This is a genomic window from Halobellus marinus (assembly GCF_032113415.1).
Taxonomy (GTDB): domain Archaea; phylum Halobacteriota; class Halobacteria; order Halobacteriales; family Haloferacaceae; genus Haloquadratum; species Haloquadratum marinus.
Genome location: NZ_CP134948.1, coordinates 21,756 through 39,386 on the forward strand (window position 1 = coordinate 21,756; position 17,631 = coordinate 39,386).

Here is a 17,631-nt window from a genome sequence, read left to right on the forward strand (position 1 = left end):
CCACAGAACAAAAGTTGAGACCGGTCGTCTCAATGCATACGGTTCTGGAACCGCGTACGATCAACGATTTCTTCTTCAAAATTTTCATAGCTTTCACTCTTAACACTCTTTACAGCGGATAACGTACCTTCATTCAACGATGTCTATTGACCGAGACACCTTCGAGAACACGACCGAGGACGAACTCGCGGAGCTTTCGGTCCCAGATCAGGTCCTTGGATTTCTCGCCGCTAACGGCGACCGTGCATTCAAGGCCCGCGAAATAGCTTCCCAAATCGGCGTCGACGAGGGGGCGGTCAGCACTGCGCTCTCACGGTTGAAGGACCGTGGTCTGGTCGAACACAAGGCGACGTACTGGGCGGTGACCGACGACACCGAGCGACTCGACGGAAACAGCGGCTACGAACGGGCGACTGCACTGTTCAACGAGCAGCTTGGCACAGAGGACACGGAATCCTGGCGCAAACACGCGCCTGCGAGTCACACCCGAGCGTTGAGGATAAACAGTGACACTGGTCTCTTCGCAAAACGTTTCCGGATCAGTCGAGTCCGAGACTCAATTTGAGCGCGTCGTCGACCTCGCCCATTGTCGAGTCGGCGAGACTGCCAGCCACCGAATGGATTCGCTTCTCGACAGACACGACTCGAATCTGATCAAGCCGCACGGAGGAGTCTTTCTCGAACGGTGAGCCAGACGCTTCCACGAGTACCTCGAAGGGATAGCCTCGGTACGTTCCCGTCGCAGGTGCGACGATTGTGGTATTAGAGTTCTTGTTCCCGACATCGTTCTGGACCACCACCGCAGGCCGTGTTTTCCGCATTTCGTGGCCCTCGGCAGGATCGAGTCGAACTATAACGACATCACCGCGCCGAATCTCGGTGTCGTCGCTCATTCATCAAGTCCCGACCACGCCTCGTCCGACGCCCCGTCCCACTCGTCGGCAAGTTCACTAGCGCTCTCCGATGCCTCACGATACGCAGCGGCTAGTTCCTCCTCGTCGGGAGTCTTGGACTCGACCTCGACGACAGCCACTGTGACGCGCTTGTTCGCGTACTCAGTCCCGAGATACACCCGCCCCCGGTTGTCAGTCTCGTTCGTCTGGAGTTTGTCGGCGTCGACTTTCATCCTGTAACCCACTATTGCCCACGCCTATATCAGTCTTACCCACCATTACCCATTTTTTACGGGTGCCCAGATCACTGCCTGGTGACACCAAGGGAGTCGTCCTACCGATTTTATAGAGATTAAAACGCGAACACACCCGCCTTTAGGGGGGCGATGAAGCCGACACGGTGGGAAGCAATCCACTAGTCCAACGTTGTGGGACTACCCGTGCCGGAAAGGGCTGGTAGTCCGGTGATTGGACTGCGAACCTGAAACTCCCACCGCTCGATTCCTCTGCGTTTACGCGGAGGAGGATGTCAAGGCACGTGGGGATTTCTCTGTGCACGCCGATGAGTGTGAACGGGTAGGTGGCGGGATGTCACTCAGCGACCTACCCGACGAAATCACGTCTGTCAACGATTTAATTTGTGAGTGCTGGAGCGAGTACGACTCGCTTTCCGAAATCGAGTGACAGACGAGGCGGCGTGCAAGATTCGTGTCCTACGTTTAGCCCGTTCAGAGCAACTTCCTCGAAGATTGTCAGATGACGGCTTCTGAACCCAGAGATTGTAATCAGCATGGAGGCTGTATGTGTTCTACGTTGAAACTGCTGACCCACGCTCACTAATTCTCCGAATATAGGATATACTGAACACGCTGTTCCGGCCGCTCATCCGCGCAACGCGAGTAACACCATTGCCGCCCCCAACAGCCCGAGAGTTGCGACCACATAGGCAACGATGGGCAGAGCGTCACCCCCGACAACGGCGAATCCTCCCGTCGCTCCGAGAAAGAGTACCCCGAGACCCCCGAGGACGATTCGAACTGCCCGGTCCAATCCAGTGCCGGACGTCCAGTCGCTTGTCCGGGTCACGGTATCGAGAGCTCTCCTGACCTCGGTGGCGGTGTCGTTCGGGACGACGAGTACGAGCGGTCGACCCCACCGTCCTCGGGGCCGATATCGGGGGATGAAGACGGTGTAATCGTCTATTTGTCGCTGGTAGACACACTTGAGCGGCGAGAGATCGAACGTCCGCACCCGCCTGTCGCTTGTGTCCAGCCCCGCGTCATCAGCGTATTCCGCGGCTGCTGCACCGCGTACCTGCTGGAGGCTTGCCGTGTCCGGATCTATCCGACCGATCGTATACCGAAGGTCGACAGCCGTCTTGCAGACGATGAGTCCGATCAGATACACGAGCAGGAGTCCGGGCTGGATTCCCAACGACAAGAACAGGATACCACCACCGAGCAGGCTAACCGGTATGTAGCGAAGGCGAAACCACCCAATCGACGGCATCAGCTTCTGCACTTCGCGCTTGGAGCCGTACTCGACTGCGAGCAGAAGATACACCAACGAGGCAGGACCACCGATAAGTGCGAGAACGACCACGAGGATGGCAGGTCCGACGTTTTCTACGGCGAGTCCGTTCGCGAGAGTAACTGCGAGTAGCACCAACACAGCGAGCCCCATGATCAGGGGAACACCGGCAGCGAGATGCAATACCACGAGCCGAAATCGGTCGGTGGAGCGGTCCGGGAACGCCGTCCACGTAACGACCTGACCGCCAGTGTCAGTCTCGGTGGGCGTCATTATCGGGGAATAGGGTATCGTATTCGCGTCTCGGGGTCGACAGTTCGAATCTCGCTACCTGATCGGTTCCGTCTGAGTTGACAGTGCGAATTCCAATCGGATCGATGTTTCCGTTCCCGTCGAGGAATGGGTCCGGGTGATCGCAAATACGATAGGCAGCGCCTAGACTCGCCTGAGCGCCGCCCAGATCATGAGCACGACCGGCAGCAAAAAAATCGGTCCAACGCCGATGGCGAGTCCGATCAGCTGTGCGGTGTCGACGTTCGGGCTGAGGGCGAGACCAGCGGGAACAGCGAGAAAGAAGAGTGCGAGCAACAGGGCAGATGCGATGACGGCCGAATCACGCTCGGGGCGAGCGGGGTCCGCTACGGGGAGTTCGAGCCTCTCGATCGTTGCGCCGAGGTCGGCAACCGGGCCAAGTTGAGTGTCACGGTCGTCGGGATCGGTCCCGGATACCTCCAGCGTGCCGGTGTCGAGCAGTCGGTCCGGGATTGCGTTGCGGATCGAGAACGTCGCCGAGTCCACCGGGGCAGTCCACTGGACGGCTCCGAGTGCCGTATCGTAGGCCACGAGTTGCTCCTCGTACCGGCGATACTCGATCGTCCCGTACCGCAGGTAGTAGCTCCCGATACGCACACTGGCGACGACGAGGACGAACACTAGCCCTAAGACGAGCCAGACCCAGCCACCGGTGAGTGCGGCGAACGCCAGCCCGATCAGGATAGCGAACGTGGACCGGTGAGCGAACCCGAACGCGATCATCGGGAGGCTGCCGAGCAGGACGGGTGCCGCGTCGACGGATACCCGTCCACGAACGGGTCCGTCCGGGGTGTCGATATCCGGACGTGGCTCGGCGTGGCTTCCGTCGAACGCCCCGTCGAGGACGGACGGCACTGGGAGGTCCGTGTGATCAGTGACGATCCGATAGACCGAGGTCGTCGTCTTGACGACGACGATGCCAGTGAGGAGGACTAGTCCACCGGATCGGTCGCCGGCGCTCGCGAGCAGACCCAACGTGAGAGTCACGAGGCCGAGCTGTAGGGGTTCACGCAGGATCTCTTGGGCGGAGACGTCGGCGTACTCCTGTCCGGCGAGGTAGTCGGACAGGAACTCGTGGAGCTGTGTGATCACCAGTCCGACACCACCGACGAGCAGGGACCGCGACGGGCGTATCACCGGCGTCGCCGCCAGCCAGTAGAGGACGCTCGCCGGGAGGACGGCGACGGTCCAGAACCCGAGTATCGACGCCGCGAACGGAACGTTCCGCGGATAGACCGCGGGCAGCCGGGAAAGGGGACGCCAGCCGCCACGCTTCTCACGAAGCTCGTGGAGCGGCTCGATATCGGGGAGCCCCGGCGAGCCGCGTTCGGCGAACAGCGCCTTCGCTGCAGCCAGCAACACCGTCACCAGTCCCTCGATCCAGTAGAGCACCAGCAGCGAGTAGACGTTCCAGCCGAGGGCCAGGACGCCGACCAGCGGAACGAGATTGGCGACGGCCGCAACGCTGCCCACGATGTCTTTGCCACTCTGTCGGTGGGTGGACACGCATATATCAACCGAGTTGTGGACGCGAGGTCTTGCAGCGTTTCATACCGGCGTGGACGAACGGCCGACGCTCATCGCCAGCGCCGGGCGAGTTCGTAGGCGAGGGTCACTGGAATAGTGATACTCAAGACCACGAACGTCACGTCGTCGACCGTCGGACTGGAGCGAGTGAGCGCGGCGACGAACACGAGCGCGCCGACGGCGAGGACCCCGACGACGGTCGCAACGTAGTCCGGGCTCGTCCAGTCCGCTCGGGACGTCTCGGCGGGCACGTGTGATGGCACCGTCGTAACGTATCGGAGCAGTCCTCAAGAATACCCGTGTCGGATCTCTCTCACGGCGACGGTCGTAGCTTCCGCCCCTACAGCTCCGTGGACACATCGACGACGATCACGCAGTCGATAGCCTCCCGCGGTCGCGTCCGTGGCGTCGTCATCCGCCCGGTCCACCGACGCGGTCGAGGACACGGTCGAGCGGGCCACGATATGCGGGTTTGCTCCCGGCCCAAGAGCCCCCCACCCACACGCCGACGCCGATGCCGGCGGCGATGGGGTCCGGCAGTATGCCGGTCGTCGTCTCCCACAGGAGGCTCCCGCCGACGCATCCCGCGACGAAGACGGCGGCAAACGTGAGGTGGTGTGGGAGACGCCCCGCTTCGTGTGCGTGATCGAGGCCCACCACGACGAAACCGAGGAGGAGCCACACCGCGACGAGCGCGAACGCCGTCGTCCGTACCCGACCGTCGGTAACGAGGCCCCCGATGATGAGCACAGCGAGCGCGGCGACGGCGAGGCCACGACTGGCGGTCCGGAGCCATCCAAATCTGGACATCTACCGAATCCGAGGTGTCAATGCAAAATTCCGTTACGGTTCGTCACGCGGAACTGCTCGCGACCTCGCGACCCGACCGTCCGATCCGTCGGCGTGAGCGCACGGGAGCGATGACGCGTGGGATGCCCAGTGACAGCGACGAATCCGGACCGAACCGTACGATGGCGACCCGCACCGCACAGGGTTTATACTGCGTCATACGAAGCCCGGAACGTGCCCTCCATCCGCGACGTTCGAACCCGACTCCTCACGCCGGAGAATGTAGGTATCACCGTCGCCATCGTCCTCTCGGTCGTCGGCGCGTACGCGATCCAACTCCGCGTCAGTGCGGGCGTCGCCGCGTTCTTCGGACTGATCGTCCTCGGCGTCTCGACGCCGACGACGCTCACGTCACACGGCCTGTTGGGGACACGGTTCGCCTCCGCGGCCGTCCGCACGGGCGCCGCGTGTACCGCTACCTTCGTCACCTACGTCGGGTTGTTGATCGTCGTGTCCGGATCGGACGGGAGTTTCCTCGATGCTGCGGCGGCGTTTACCCTGACGGCACTCGCGGGCGAGGCTGCCGCTCGGATGTTAGATTGAGGATCGGATATGCGTGCGGCAGACATCACTCTCATACTGTTGGATTGCCATACTCGCGACCGAGATGGAACTCCCCGTGGGACTCACCACCCTCCACCTCTCACGAAAGGGCGTCTACCTGCTGGTTCTGGCGGTCGCCCTCGTCGGGGCCGGCGGGTACAGCTACGTCCAGCAGGGACAGGCAGTCGGCGACGCCGTCGCCGTCCAAGGGACGGTCGATAACGCACGCGTGGAGCGACTCGACGCCGGCAGAGGAATCGATTACGAACCGGAGATCGAGTACACGTACGAGTATCAAGGCGAGACGTACACGAGCGAGCAGGTGTTCCCCGGGCCGACGATCCGAACCTACTCGGACCGGTCGAACGCGCAGTCGGTCGTTCGGTCGTACGAGCCGGGGACGACGGTTCGGGCATACGTGCCGCCATCGGAGCCGAGCAACGCGTTCCTGATCAGGGAGCGGACCCCGTGGCCGGCGCGAGCGGTTGCCATCGGGGGCGTCCTGCTGTGTATCGTCGTACTCGCCGGACTGGGATCGAAGCATCCGGGGCAGCACGAACTCCGTCCGGAGCGCGAGGTGCGGTCGCCGCCGTCCCGAACGTGGGTCGAACGCAACGACGAAAGGCTCCGTCGGCTGTCGAAACGGGCACTCCTCGTCTGCTTCGTGGCGTTCTGGCTCTCGATGGTCGGGTTGGCGTTCGGCATCCTGAGCCTGAGCGAGGGGTCGGCACGATCGGTCGAGGCCGACCTCCTCGGACCGGTCGGCCTCCCGCTGCTCGCGGCGGCCGCCTTCTGGATCGGCATGATCCTCTCGTTGTGTCTGTACGGCGTCCAGTCGTTCAGTCGGTACCGGCGGCTCCGGCGGCGGCTCCCCGAACCGCGGCCGCCGAGTCCGTTCAGACGTCCGAGTCGGCTCGTCACGATACTCGGGACGGAGAGCGACGAGTTACCCGAGTACGGACGGCGCGTCCGCGTGACCGGCTGGGCGTTCCTGATCGCCATCGGGATGACCGCCGTCCTCGTACAACTCCTCTACACGGCGAGCTGAGACGCATCTGGGCGGCCGTCTCCCGTGGATCCGAGCCGGATCGAACAGTCATCCGAACGGTGTGACCCCGTCGATTCAGGACGCCCTGTGAGCAGCGGTCGCCGACAGGAGCAAGAACGCGAGCAGCCCGAGTTGCCACACGACGACGCCGAGCACCCCCGAGTTCGACAGCCCGGCGTATTCGCTGACCGCCAACGGCCCGACGCTGACTCCGAATAGACCGACTGCATAGCCGAATTTATGCTCACGGTCGGTGAACTCGACGTGCGTCCCGAGAAGGGGGATGTCGAACGCGAGGTAGAAATACGCCGCCCCGGCGTAGGTCGCTGCCGTGGCGAGCGCGGGGAACCAATCCGGAAGGAGGAACTGATAGACGACGGCACCACTCACCACTCCGAACAGTCCGGCGACGGGGAGTGCTACCTCGGGGGCCCGATCGGTCATAGTACGAAGGTAGGCGGCTCGACACGTCGGCCGACTCCATTCAGTACGGGTTCCATACGTACACCACCCCTGCGTACAGGACACCACTTATCGCTCCAACAGAGAGTGCTTCGATACTAGCTCTCTCGGTGAGCAGAAACGCAGTCAGCGAAACGACGGCGAACCAGAGCGCCCCGTGAACCAGGGATTGCTGCTCCCGTGATAACGTCTCCGACCAGTTGCCGACGGCGGTCCAGTCGTCAGCCCCCATCGGTCAGCGACCCGTTCGGGCACCGATGGCTGAGCCGCGAGCGTATCGAGCGCCGAACCACTGTGACAGGCCAGTCGTGACGAATGCGGCAGCAATCCGTGCTTTCGATTCACCAGGAGGGAGGGAATTATCGATCGGGATGGGCATATTCGAAATCCGGGTGGGCGATTGATAAGTATGGATGCTCGTTTCCACACGAGAGACGAATCTCGGGCCGGGGACCTCACGGATCGACACTGCGACTGCGGCCGCTTTTCGTCATCTGTCTTGTCACAGCGTCAAAACGCGGTACGTAGAGCCCACCGCAGGTAGTGAAGCGGAACGCGGCAACCAGCGTGGTGCCGATCTATGAGCAGAGATCGACGAAGCCCGTACGTAATGGGACAACGACTAAATGGAAAGAACATTTTACATCCACTCGTGATGGGGCTCCAGCGAATCATTCCGATACTCACCGCACTGCTCGGCGTACTGCTGGCGAGCATCGGGTTAGGCGCCACGGACAGCCTCGTGATTGAAACTGGCGCAGTTGTCGCCGGCGTGGCCACCTTCGGCGGGGGCGTGGCCTGGTACCGACGACAACGAGAGCGAGCGGACGAGGTCAGAATTGACGAGCGGATCGAACACCTTGCGTACCGTTCGGGTGAGATTGCATTCAGAGTCTCCCTCGCCTTCGGAATGATTTTGTTCCTCATCGTCGAGGCAGAAAGCGTACCAGTGACGGCCAAAGAGGGTCTCGTAATCTTGATCTTGGGTATGGTTGCCACTCGCTTCGGACTGTACGAGTGGTGTAGACGACAGTCGGTGTGAGACTCGTGGAAAACGATCTCAAAGTCCGGCGAGCGAGAGTGGACGTGACACAGAAAGAACTCGCCGATGCCGTGAACGTGACCCGACAGACGATTAACGCCATCGAGCGAGGGCGGTACGACCCGAGTTTGGAACTGGCGTTTGCGCTCGCGGAGTTTTTCGACTGCGATATCGAGGACATCTTCCACCCTGAAACGGAGTGAGAACTTCCGTTTTGTTCGGCACCGTCGGGGGAACTGTATCAGCTCGTGGCTGGATCGCCATGCGGGAGATAACGCCTGAATTCGTCGAAAAAAGGGCCGAGAACAGCGTTTCGACCTCCGGAACAGCGCTCGAATCTTTTTACGGATCGATAGCATATCCCAGTATGACGCTAATGGGAGCAGGCTATTGTCCGAATTGCAACGTCCAAATGGAGCGGACGAACGTAACTGCTGACGGGGCCAGAGGCCTCTATATTGGAACTGAAAGAGACGGTGGTATGCTCGACCGACTCGGTGTCGGGCATCGACTTCCGCTCTCCGCACTCCTCTGCCCGGAATGCGGAGTGATGCAACTTTACGCGGACCGTTCGGAGTAATCAAGAGAGCCTCGTATGTCCTCCATCGAGTCGTTTCCGACAAAACGCGGCACAGCATGCTTCTCCGAGGATTGTGTGCACTTCGACGAGTCGCTTTCCGGCTACATTCAGTCGCTCTATCAAGAATATTGGCAGAGTGGGACGTGGTGGCACAACGGAATCTTTGTCGGATACATACTTGCACTTCCAATCGGACTCTGGTGGACCGTCAGCGCGGTCCGCGGTGGCGATTTCTTACTTCAGGTATCGTGGCTGGTCTGATGATCGTGCTCTGGCTGGTGGATCGCGTGCGTGGATTCCGATCGCCGGATCGGATTCGACTCGACACGATCGAGGAGGTCTCTGCAACGGATGGCCAGAAAGGACTGACACGCCCCCGGCTTATTATCACGTACACCGAGGGAGAAACGACCTATCGGCGTCGCGTGAATCTCCCGTCGCTCTACACGAGTAGCGGTGAGACGGCATACGAACGGGCACGGACGGCGTTTGCGGAGCGCGGATTCTGAACGATTCCCGTATTGGTCGGTACGGCCTCCCTGCGAGGGAGAGTCATCGCTCCCGTGTCTGGTATACCATTACGTCGGCTCCGTTCCATCAGCACTACTAATTGACTATCGGCATAACGTTCTCGCGATGCCCTCCACACGAACTGTCGACCGGCCACGGGAGGCACGCGCCGCCGCGCAGCGATATCTCAGACGTGAACGACCGCTGAGTGCGCTGATCGTCGTGCTCGCCGTGGCTGGGTTCCTCGGTACGTTCATCGCGACGTCGCTGGCACCCGCAGTCGTCGTCGGGGGACTGCTGATCATCGTCGCGCGTGCCCCGATCATCGAATCACGCGGGACCGTCCGTCTTCAGAACCGACGAGGACGCCGAGTCCGTCGCCGAGTCGTTCACTGGGCCGACACCACCGATCCTCGTGTTTCAGTGGGGTATCGCTGACGAGATCCGTACTGGAGATGAAGTGGTCACGTACCGGCTCTCGTATCTCTTCGGCCTGCGGTCGGTCGAGGTGACCGTCGATACCCGGACGGATCGGACGCCGGATGGCAGCCGTCGGATCGAGTTGGAAGTCACGGTGGACGGCCAGCCGTGGTCGACGTACGTCGTCACCGTCGACACCCGGGACGACGGGACCGTCGTTGAGTACGAGTACACGGCGGATCGGCGATTCGGCCTGCGGCGGGTTCCCCAGCGAATCGTCGCGAACCGGTACCGGGACGAAGCGCTCGAAGCTCAAGGGTACGCCGTCGTCGAGCGAAACGAACAGTACGGCGCCGCTATCTGAACGACAGACCAGCGATGTTGCGGAGGGCTGAAACAGGGATCGCTGAACGGCTCGGGATCCCTCCGGGTTACCTTTCGCCGATTGGTATGCATCTACTGCTCACTATCGGGATCCTATGTTTCGAGTGGGATGTCGTTGAGATGATATTCATCTATTTGAGCGAAATCGTCGTCGTCGCCGTTCTATTCGCGATCGTCGCACTGTTTGCACCTATGGAAATTCTGCTGGCCGAACAAACAACGGCTGACACAATAATGATTTGCACCACGTCGACAACTTCTGTGACGGGATCGTAAAACTGGCAGACAGCGAGGTGATGGCTGGCTGTTCACCCGCCAGGCGGGAAACGTGATTAGAGAGAGCTGTCGCTCCCGCTGGCACCGACCGGCCGCTGAGGGCCGCCCGCTCGGCGGCCCTCAGGTCCTCAGCTACTCACGCCGGGCGGATCGTACACCTCCTCTCGGTTGAGCATGTAGTACATCGACACGAGCAGTTTTCGTGCTGTCGCGACGATCGCCTTCTTCGAATTCATACGGTTATTCAACCGGTGGAAGAACCGGCTCAGATACTCGTCGTCACAGGTGTACACCGCTGTGTACGCACTCTGAACCAGGATCCACCGGACCCGTCCAGATCCACGCTTCGAGATACCACCCTCGATCCGCGAGTCGCCCGACTCGCGGATCGTCGGGTTCAGCCCCATGTAACTCACAACCTCCTTGTGGCTGTCGAACCGACCGACCTCACCCAGTTCCGCGTAAATCAGCAACGCGGAGTAGTAGCTGACACCAGGGATGGTCATCAGCAGCTGGGTCTCGGTCAGAGACCCAGCGCGCTCCTCAATCGCCGCTTCGAGCTGTGATATTTTCTCGGTCAGCGTCTTGATCACGTCGAGGTACGACTCCAACAACGCGTCCCACGGTGACGGGAGCGAGAGTTCCTGTAATGAGTAAGAAAACTTTTGTGACCTAAGGTTGACGCTTGCGTAATGGAACGTTCGCGTCGGAAAGAGATCACGCATCACCTCTCCGAGGAAGAAATTGATGAGTTGCTGCGAGATGCGAAAGACGAGCATCGGCTTCGGCGTCTCGGCTTTGTGAAGAACCTCTATCAGGGTGACTCGATCCCGGAGGCCGCCGACCGCGAAGGCCGGTCGGCGGCCACAGGTGATCGCTGGGCAGAAGCCTGGAACGAGGGTGGACTGGAGGAGTTGATGCCGAGTTTCGGGGGCGGTCGGCCCCGAAACTCGACGAGGATGAACAGGAGGAGCTGCTCGAATTACTTCGTGAGGGGCAACCTTGGAAATCACAGGAGATTCAGCATCTTCTTAACGAGGAGTTCGGCGTCGAGTACAGTCCGAATTACCTCGGTCAGTTCCTGCGGAATCTCGGTCTATCGTACGCGAAACCGCGGCCGAAGCGACCGAACCGGCCAGACAATCCGGAGGAGATCCTCGACGAGCGCGTCGCTGACGCGCTCGTCGAGACCGATGACGATGAACCTCACAACAAACAGGAAGATGATGAGGAAGATGGTTGGGTAGTTGATGACGATATCTGTACAGATGGCGGGACAGTCGTCGGATTTTTCGATGCGTCACAACCGCAGCCGTACGATAATTCGCGGCGAGTGTGGTATGTCGATGACCCACACGTTGAACGGCCGTTGGTCAAAACCGAGGACTCGGCGGTCGGATTCTACGCACTGAACGGTGAAAGCCTGGTTCGCTGGACTGAGAACGAGGAGAAAGAACAGATTTGCACCGTGTTAGAACGGGTCCGCGAGCAGAATCCGGGGCAGCGGATTCTGCTCGTCTTGGACAAGCACGGCTCACACATCTGTGAACACACGCGCAAGCGAGCCCATCAACTCGGGATTGACCTCATCTTTCTCCCATCAGGCTCGCCGCATCTCAATCCAATCGAGCAAGTCTGGAAACAGCTGAAGTGGACGATGGCACCAATCATCGTCACCGACGAAGACGAATTTCACGATCTCGTCAAAGACGTGTTCGAAAAAGTGACACAGCGAGTTAGCTATGCCAAAAAGTGGTGCAAGAAGTTCCTTGACTTTCAGAAGTTATCTTAAGTAGTAGAGGAACTCTCGTCCCTTCACGCTCAGTGGCTTCACCTCCCGGGTGATGCCATTGTCGGCGAGCAAGCCGTGGATCTTGTTGGCGAACTTGGTCCGGTCTTCGATTAGGGTCTGTCGCCCGCGCACGAGTGCGCGGGCTTCCCTGATCTCGTCGGTGGGAACGTAACTCTCCGGAACGGAGTTGAGCCGAAGCAGTCGCGCGAGTTCTTTGGCATCGACGCGATCAGTCTTCTTGTCCGACTGAGCGATGAGCGTCAGTTTGCCCGGATGAGCGACGGTCACGTCCAAGTACTCCGCGAGAGTATCGTAGACGTTGTAGTAATTGCTGGTCGCCTCGATCACCGCACGGGAACCAGCGTAGCTTCGAGCGAGGTCGTCGAGGTTCGCGTTCTCGACGCGAACCTCTTCGACGAGTTCGCCGTCGCCGTCGATTACTGCCACCTGTGCGTACCGCTTGTGGAGGTCAATTCCAAGGTACATGGGTTGTCACTCTGGAACGCCGGTGCGTGAATCAGAACTGCACCTATGCGGGCTTTCCCGGATGCCGCGCGCCGCGGCATCCGGGCTGTCACGCCCATAACTCGGCTTCTTTCGCACTCGGACCAGTCAGCACCACGTGCTCTGCGGCACGGCATACAGCTCGGTCTCTTGCGTCCCATAGTTGATTCACGCTCCGCTGGGATAGCAGAATTTCCATCGAGTCAGCACGGCCTCGACGAACTACTCGATTTCTGTCAGTAGCGGTGTGACCGATACAGAGGGTGTATGCAGCAGGGTACTCGTGAGAACAGCGCTCTCAGAACGTCGGTGGGCTCGAAGACCTTCCGTCTCTCACGCAGTGATGAGGTCGGGTGCTAGGAAGATGGTCACGAGGAGACTCACCAGTACGGCAAGCGCCGTGAGTCGCAGGACACCAGCTTCCCGTCGGCGGGGTTTCGGCAGGGACTCGGCAATGCCGGAGAGGGCCATCCCGACGCTGATAAACAGTGTAGCGTAGAACGGTGTTGCCCCTTCTACAATGACGTAGTACCCCTGCTGCCCGGCCAGCAGGAGTGCGCCACAGAGGAACACCAGTCCAAGGGGACGACCAGAGGGCTCGCTAAACAGCGTTTGGTCGATGATGGAGGGCATCGAGCGTGTGATTACCCGCGTGGGATAAATATGCACTGCGTTCGCCCACCTGTTGCTGGAATCTTCATACCTGTGCCGAGCGAACGGTGCCGATGGCGCTGACCGATACGCGCTATCTATCTCGCATGGGGGCAACAATTGTATATGTTTCCTGTCAGTACCGTTGTAACCGACACGGAGAACTTAGTTAGTAATCACCTGGCTCAGGATTCCGAGTACTTACACTGCAGGCGTTCACACCGGTGTCCGAGGAATATTGCCCGCTGTTCGGTCAGTGGTTAGAACAGGTGACAACCGAATAAGTGCCCAATCGATATGTCCATTTGGCTGGGTACAGAAGTATGGAACATGTTTGTGGGACATTTTCTTGCGTTTATATCGTTGTCTGGGGAGGCTGTACTGACTGTTGATGGATTTTTGCCTAAGCTGTTGGCTGGAACCGTAGCGGCTTGGGCAGCATTGTACGCGACGACCAGCGGGGTCAAAGCGATACAGGATTGGTGGGGGATAGTAGCCACGGATTCAATGCCAATCGATGAGGCTATCGGAGCCGGTGAATTGGTTCAAATCCAGGGTCGCGTTCGTCCAGCCCAGCCTGACGATGGTTTTGTGTCACCGATACTAGGTGATGAGTGCGTCGCTTACGAGTACGATATCCGCAAAGTAGTACAGGATAGCGGTCGGACACGGATTAACTCTGCAACCAAGTATAAATCATTCATTATTTCTGATGGAGTCACTGACATCCTCGTTGATCCCGACAAAGAGAGCTTGTCGCTGAATACTACGACGAAAACACCAAGTACAAAAAAGTCAATCGAGCAAAAACTTGCCGATGACAGGCTGGAGGTGGAACCATCAGTATACACATCGGTCTTGGGCGACACCACGAAACCCATCGAGGTGAGTGAAGGAACGATCGGCGTTGGCGAGAAAATCACGGTTGTTGGGAAAGCTACCCCAGTACCAGCGGAAGCGGTCACAGATGCAGATGCAGTTATGATGTCCGAGGAAGCTCACCTGACGGTGATGAACGACGATTCAGGAAACACCGCGTTGAGGAAAGCCGGTCGGGGAGGGTTTCTGTTGCTATTCGGGGTAATTTTAGGCGCTTTTGCAATACTTATTCTGACACCCGTCGTCCGCGAGATAGTGGCAACGGTGGGATAGTCAGTTACCCACGAGTGAAGTCGTGGGCTTCCGCCTTGCGTCTGTGTGATCCGATGAATATGCGCGTTCCATCTTGCACGAGACGTTCGGACTGTAATCTGACCTGATGAGTCACCAGCCGTTGAATTTATCGATCGAATTCACTCGTTGGACACAGAGACGAGTGGTTCACTACTCCTGTGGCAACTCCAGATGATGGGAACGGACGCGACACTGTGTCCGGAGATACCCGCGTGGAACGGGTCAGTTCTGGGACAGCTCACGCCACGTCACGCGTTCGATCCGACGCTGACGACGGGCGTCGCAGTGGTGGTTGCGGTTGGGGCTGTTGCTTTAGCGGTCGTTGGTCGGCGGTTCTCGACGAGACGTCAACTGCTAGTCGGCAGTGGAGCGACATACGCGACAACCGTACTCGGTCTGTGGGCAGGGGTTCGGCTGGTGTTCTGGCGGTTCGCGTTCGATCCGGTCGGAGATGCACCCCTCGTCGCCCCCGTACTGGTCGGGTTTGCAATCGTAATCGCGGGTCAATTCGTTCTTCCGGTGTACCTGTTGGTCAGCCACGAAACGTGGACGCCGCTCGTCTGGTTGTTCGGCGTGACGTGGGTTCTCGGCGAGTTTGTTCTCTTGGTGGGCGGTGAGTCTGGCGGGCTGTTTGCCCTTCTTGTGTGGGTCGTTGGACTGCTACCACCGTGTCTCGGTGTTCTGGTCGTCGCGACCGGTGGTGAACTCCTCCTACGGCGTTTTGATCTGTCGAATCCGCTTCGGTCCTGACTTACCATTGCTCTCTGCTGTTGCGTTCTGAGTGTTTAAAATCGATTTGAGCTGGTAGTGGCGGGTTGGTAGGTGCAGGTTAGTACAGGAAAGGTCGTCGACAAATGATACGAGCGCCAGTTCAGGCGCGGCCTACACCGTGCGTCTGTCCTGATAACGCGTTCCCCTGCGACCGAGCGACCGTGACCGCCTCACCGGTCGGGAAAGATGAAGCCTGCAGGACTGTACCCACATGCCACGCCGCGGAGAGGGACGGATTCGGATACAACCACCGAAAATAGCACCTCACTTGCGTCCGACACCCGATCACCGATGATGCGTCCGAAATTATATCGATGACCTGTCACAATCAATCGGTAGTTGTATGTCACGCTACGGGATTTCTCTCCCACTCACTTCTTGGCGCCACCGATTTATAAAGACCGCTGAACGACCGAGGATATGCAGCACCGCTCAGGCGTTGGGTTATCGATGCTGCTCATGAGTCTCTGAATAAGGTAGACTGCTCTTATCGAATCAAGGACCGTATCGCTGGCTGTGGGTATTTCCGCAGTCACGTTAGCATTCTTCGGCGGTGGAGTACTCTCGGGGTACTTCTGAACCGGAAGCGATCCCCGACGAAAAAATGAGCACTCTCTCGAGTCGTATCCTTGTCGCGATGCTCGTTGTCGGCGGGATGGCCGTTTTGTTGATACTTGCGCTGCAGTACCGTTGATCTATATCCGCAGTCCGTTGCGGCTACTGAAATCGTTCGGGGGGATACATACAGGTCGGCGAACAGAGACCCCGTATGGAATCTAACGGACTGCTCGTCACCCTCTGGATGATTGGCTCGTTCGCCGTCGGTGCGGTAGCGCTGTCACCACAAGACGGAGCAATCCTCTGTTTCTTGACCACGTTCGTAGTCTGGGCTTTGTTGAACTACAGGAGATGAAGAGTCGTGAACTCCATAGAACTGTGACACGGAGTGTCCCGTGAGGCACCCGTGGACAGCTTCAAAAACCAAGATGGAACCGATCAGGATCCACTAACCGCTCTATGACTTCGTGACGAAGAGCCATCCGCGAAGGAATCCGCCAGTGCGTGACGAATACAAACATCACGCAGCGCTCGCCTGAAAACGTTCGAACCAGCAAACCGCTAGCCTGTAGCGACCACGTATGGTGGTTATCCACAGTATGGATTCAATCACTCATTAAGTCAAAAACAAGAATATACAGTAGCCAACGCTCACAAGCACTATGATTCCGTATTCGTCCATCGGAGAGCTCGCGACGACGCTGTTGCAGTATCTGGCAGTCATCGGTGTTGTTGCCCTCGGATGTCTCCCATCACTCACGGTGTCGGACTTTCGTGCCCGACTCGATAGCTGGCCGACTGATCGATTCCCGGTGAACTATTTGCTATTGGTCGGTGTGATCGCACTCGGTCAGGGGGTCGCCATCGTTGTTGGCTGGCAGGTGCTTCATATCGGGTCCACGCAGAGCGATCCGCAGTTTCGAGAACTTCGACTTATCGCGGTGCTTATAGCATACCCGATAATCGTGTGGGGACTCGGAATCATAGGTGTTCGTCTGTATTGTTGGCAACGGTCGGTTGAGCAGTGGTTGACGCCTCGGACTATCGCTGGCCTCGGAGTCGCTGCTGGGATGTACATTGTAACGCTCATCGGAGCAGCGCTCGTCCTCTTTATTGCCGCGCTGTTTTTCGCGTTACCGACCTGACACCGCCGGTTCAGACTTCAAGATGGATCAGGGATGTCCGAGCATACGACCCCGTGACAGGAAGTGAACGGAATCGTGGTGGACAGGATCGATCCGAAACAGACTCCCCCGATATTCAACCACCGATTCTGCCGACTCGTTCGACGGTTCGGACGAGCGTGTCGGGATCGATCGAGGTTACGACGAGTGACTTCTCACCAGCCCGCTCGATCCGGATCGCCTGCTGCCCGTCGACGATGTAGCCGACAGGGCCGTCAAATCGAATGCCCCAGCGATAGAACGAGGGCTGGAATCGCACGCCGACACCACCGAAGTCGGTAATCGGAGATATTTCGGTGATGGTGATCGAATCCATTTCCTTGTAGGGAATCGTTCGCGCTCTGAGGTGGAACGGCCATAGACGCAACATCAGGTCGTTGTCGCGGGCTTCGATTCGCAGGTTCGCACGGTACAACAGGACGAATGGGCCGAACACGAGGGCGAGAACGAGTCCGATCCACATCTGGACGTTTGTTCCCGCATCGGCCTCGCTGAGAATGCTAACGCTACCCAACAGTGCGGCGGGGACGCCGCTGATAGTCAGGAGTGCCCACAGCCACGGCTGTCGGAAGTATTGAACTTCCTCGTAGTGCGTGGTCGGTGCCACACCGTCTTATTTGAT

Annotated in this window: 20 protein-coding genes and 4 pseudogenes; 12 read left to right on the forward strand and 12 right to left on the reverse strand. The window is 59.1% G+C overall.

Annotated features, from left to right (window positions below; translation table 11 throughout):
* Positions 1-139 precede the first annotated feature (139 nt).
* Positions 140-510 (forward strand): annotated as a pseudogene (locus RJT37_RS19505) (MarR family transcriptional regulator).
* Positions 511-539: 29 nt separating this feature from the next.
* Here the strand turns inward: RJT37_RS19505 and RJT37_RS19510 are convergent.
* The 6 genes from RJT37_RS19510 to RJT37_RS19535 all read right to left on the reverse strand — a co-directional run bounded on the left by RJT37_RS19510 (position 540) and on the right by RJT37_RS19535 (position 5,072).
* A complete protein-coding gene (locus RJT37_RS19510; protein WP_313690482.1) occupies positions 540-893 on the reverse strand; it encodes a type II toxin-antitoxin system PemK/MazF family toxin in 354 nt (117 codons plus the stop codon).
* Complete coding sequence (locus tag RJT37_RS19515; protein WP_313690484.1) at positions 890-1,126, reverse strand: hypothetical protein; 237 nt, start codon at positions 1,124-1,126, stop codon at positions 890-892. The genes RJT37_RS19510 and RJT37_RS19515 overlap by 4 nt, the downstream gene beginning before the upstream one ends.
* Before the next feature lie 649 nt (positions 1,127-1,775).
* Positions 1,776-2,696 carry a hypothetical protein gene (locus tag RJT37_RS19520; protein ID WP_313690599.1) on the reverse strand — a complete coding sequence of 307 codons (921 nt, stop codon included), beginning with the start codon at positions 2,694-2,696 and terminating at the stop codon, positions 1,776-1,778.
* Between the two features lie 162 nt (positions 2,697-2,858).
* Positions 2,859-4,241 carry a DUF6498-containing protein gene (locus RJT37_RS19525; protein WP_313690600.1) on the reverse strand — a complete coding sequence of 461 codons (1,383 nt, stop codon included), beginning with the start codon at positions 4,239-4,241 and terminating at the stop codon, positions 2,859-2,861.
* 71 nt (positions 4,242-4,312) lie between these two features.
* Entirely contained in the window at positions 4,313-4,525 is a 213-nt protein-coding gene (locus tag RJT37_RS19530) for a hypothetical protein (RefSeq protein WP_313690491.1), read from the reverse strand.
* Positions 4,526-4,673: 148 nt separating this feature from the next.
* The gene (locus tag RJT37_RS19535; protein ID WP_313690494.1) at positions 4,674-5,072 is read right to left on the reverse strand and encodes a hypothetical protein; all 399 of its coding nucleotides are present in this window, start codon (positions 5,070-5,072) and stop codon (positions 4,674-4,676) included.
* A 213-nt stretch (positions 5,073-5,285) separates the two neighbouring features.
* Between RJT37_RS19535 and RJT37_RS19540 the strand changes: the two genes are divergently transcribed.
* Positions 5,286-5,654, forward strand: a complete 369-nt coding sequence (locus tag RJT37_RS19540) for a hypothetical protein (protein WP_313690496.1) — start codon at positions 5,286-5,288, stop codon at positions 5,652-5,654.
* Positions 5,655-5,718: 64 nt separating this feature from the next.
* On the forward strand, positions 5,719-6,702 hold the full coding sequence (locus tag RJT37_RS19545) for a DUF3592 domain-containing protein (protein ID WP_313690498.1): 984 nt from the start codon (positions 5,719-5,721) through the stop codon (positions 6,700-6,702).
* 75 nt (positions 6,703-6,777) lie between these two features.
* On the opposite strand, the gene RJT37_RS19550 is transcribed toward RJT37_RS19545, so the two are convergent.
* A complete protein-coding gene (locus RJT37_RS19550; protein ID WP_313690500.1) occupies positions 6,778-7,146 on the reverse strand; it encodes a hypothetical protein in 369 nt (122 codons plus the stop codon).
* A gap of 40 nt (positions 7,147-7,186) precedes the next feature.
* Complete coding sequence (locus RJT37_RS19555; RefSeq protein WP_049934154.1) at positions 7,187-7,396, reverse strand: hypothetical protein; 210 nt, start codon at positions 7,394-7,396, stop codon at positions 7,187-7,189.
* A gap of 423 nt (positions 7,397-7,819) precedes the next feature.
* Between RJT37_RS19555 and RJT37_RS19560 the strand changes: the two genes are divergently transcribed.
* From RJT37_RS19560 to RJT37_RS19580, 5 genes are all read left to right on the forward strand, one after another.
* Positions 7,820-8,206 carry a DUF2178 domain-containing protein gene (locus tag RJT37_RS19560; RefSeq protein WP_313690506.1) on the forward strand — a complete coding sequence of 129 codons (387 nt, stop codon included), beginning with the start codon at positions 7,820-7,822 and terminating at the stop codon, positions 8,204-8,206.
* Between the two features lie 5 nt (positions 8,207-8,211).
* The gene (locus RJT37_RS19565; protein ID WP_114586262.1) at positions 8,212-8,409 is read left to right on the forward strand and encodes a helix-turn-helix transcriptional regulator; all 198 of its coding nucleotides are present in this window, start codon (positions 8,212-8,214) and stop codon (positions 8,407-8,409) included.
* Between the two features lie 637 nt (positions 8,410-9,046).
* Entirely contained in the window at positions 9,047-9,295 is a 249-nt protein-coding gene (locus tag RJT37_RS19570; protein ID WP_313690602.1) for a hypothetical protein, read from the forward strand.
* Positions 9,296-9,422: 127 nt separating this feature from the next.
* Entirely contained in the window at positions 9,423-9,734 is a 312-nt protein-coding gene (locus RJT37_RS19575; RefSeq protein WP_313690603.1) for a hypothetical protein, read from the forward strand.
* A 22-nt stretch (positions 9,735-9,756) separates the two neighbouring features.
* Complete coding sequence (locus tag RJT37_RS19580) at positions 9,757-10,080, forward strand: hypothetical protein (protein ID WP_313690605.1); 324 nt, start codon at positions 9,757-9,759, stop codon at positions 10,078-10,080.
* A gap of 424 nt (positions 10,081-10,504) precedes the next feature.
* Here RJT37_RS19580 and RJT37_RS19585 read toward each other — a convergent pair.
* A pseudogene (locus tag RJT37_RS19585) lies at positions 10,505-11,026 on the reverse strand (IS110 family transposase); the annotation flags it as partial.
* A 42-nt stretch (positions 11,027-11,068) separates the two neighbouring features.
* On the opposite strand from RJT37_RS19585, the pseudogene RJT37_RS19590 reads away from it, so the two are divergent.
* Positions 11,069-12,168: pseudogene (locus RJT37_RS19590) on the forward strand (IS630 family transposase).
* A gap of 6 nt (positions 12,169-12,174) precedes the next feature.
* Here RJT37_RS19590 and RJT37_RS19595 read toward each other — a convergent pair.
* Positions 12,175-12,654 (reverse strand): annotated as a pseudogene (locus tag RJT37_RS19595) (IS110 family transposase); the annotation flags it as partial.
* Between the two features lie 351 nt (positions 12,655-13,005).
* Positions 13,006-13,305, reverse strand: coding sequence for a DUF8011 family protein (locus RJT37_RS19600; RefSeq protein WP_313690606.1), 300 nt, complete (start codon positions 13,303-13,305; stop codon positions 13,006-13,008).
* Between the two features lie 381 nt (positions 13,306-13,686).
* Here RJT37_RS19600 and RJT37_RS19605 point away from each other — a divergent pair, with 381 nt between their 5' ends.
* From RJT37_RS19605 to RJT37_RS19615, 3 genes are all read left to right on the forward strand, one after another.
* Positions 13,687-14,475, forward strand: coding sequence for a hypothetical protein (locus tag RJT37_RS19605; protein WP_313690517.1), 789 nt, complete (start codon positions 13,687-13,689; stop codon positions 14,473-14,475).
* Positions 14,476-14,622: 147 nt separating this feature from the next.
* Entirely contained in the window at positions 14,623-15,246 is a 624-nt protein-coding gene (locus tag RJT37_RS19610; RefSeq protein WP_313690607.1) for a hypothetical protein, read from the forward strand.
* A 1,241-nt stretch (positions 15,247-16,487) separates the two neighbouring features.
* Positions 16,488-16,970, forward strand: a complete 483-nt coding sequence (locus tag RJT37_RS19615; protein WP_313690523.1) for a hypothetical protein — start codon at positions 16,488-16,490, stop codon at positions 16,968-16,970.
* Between the two features lie 115 nt (positions 16,971-17,085).
* On the opposite strand, the gene RJT37_RS19620 is transcribed toward RJT37_RS19615, so the two are convergent.
* Positions 17,086-17,616: a hypothetical protein gene (locus RJT37_RS19620; RefSeq protein ID WP_313690525.1), complete on the reverse strand. Its 531-nt coding sequence runs from the start codon at positions 17,614-17,616 to the stop codon at positions 17,086-17,088.
* Between the last annotated feature and the right edge of the window lie 15 nt (positions 17,617-17,631).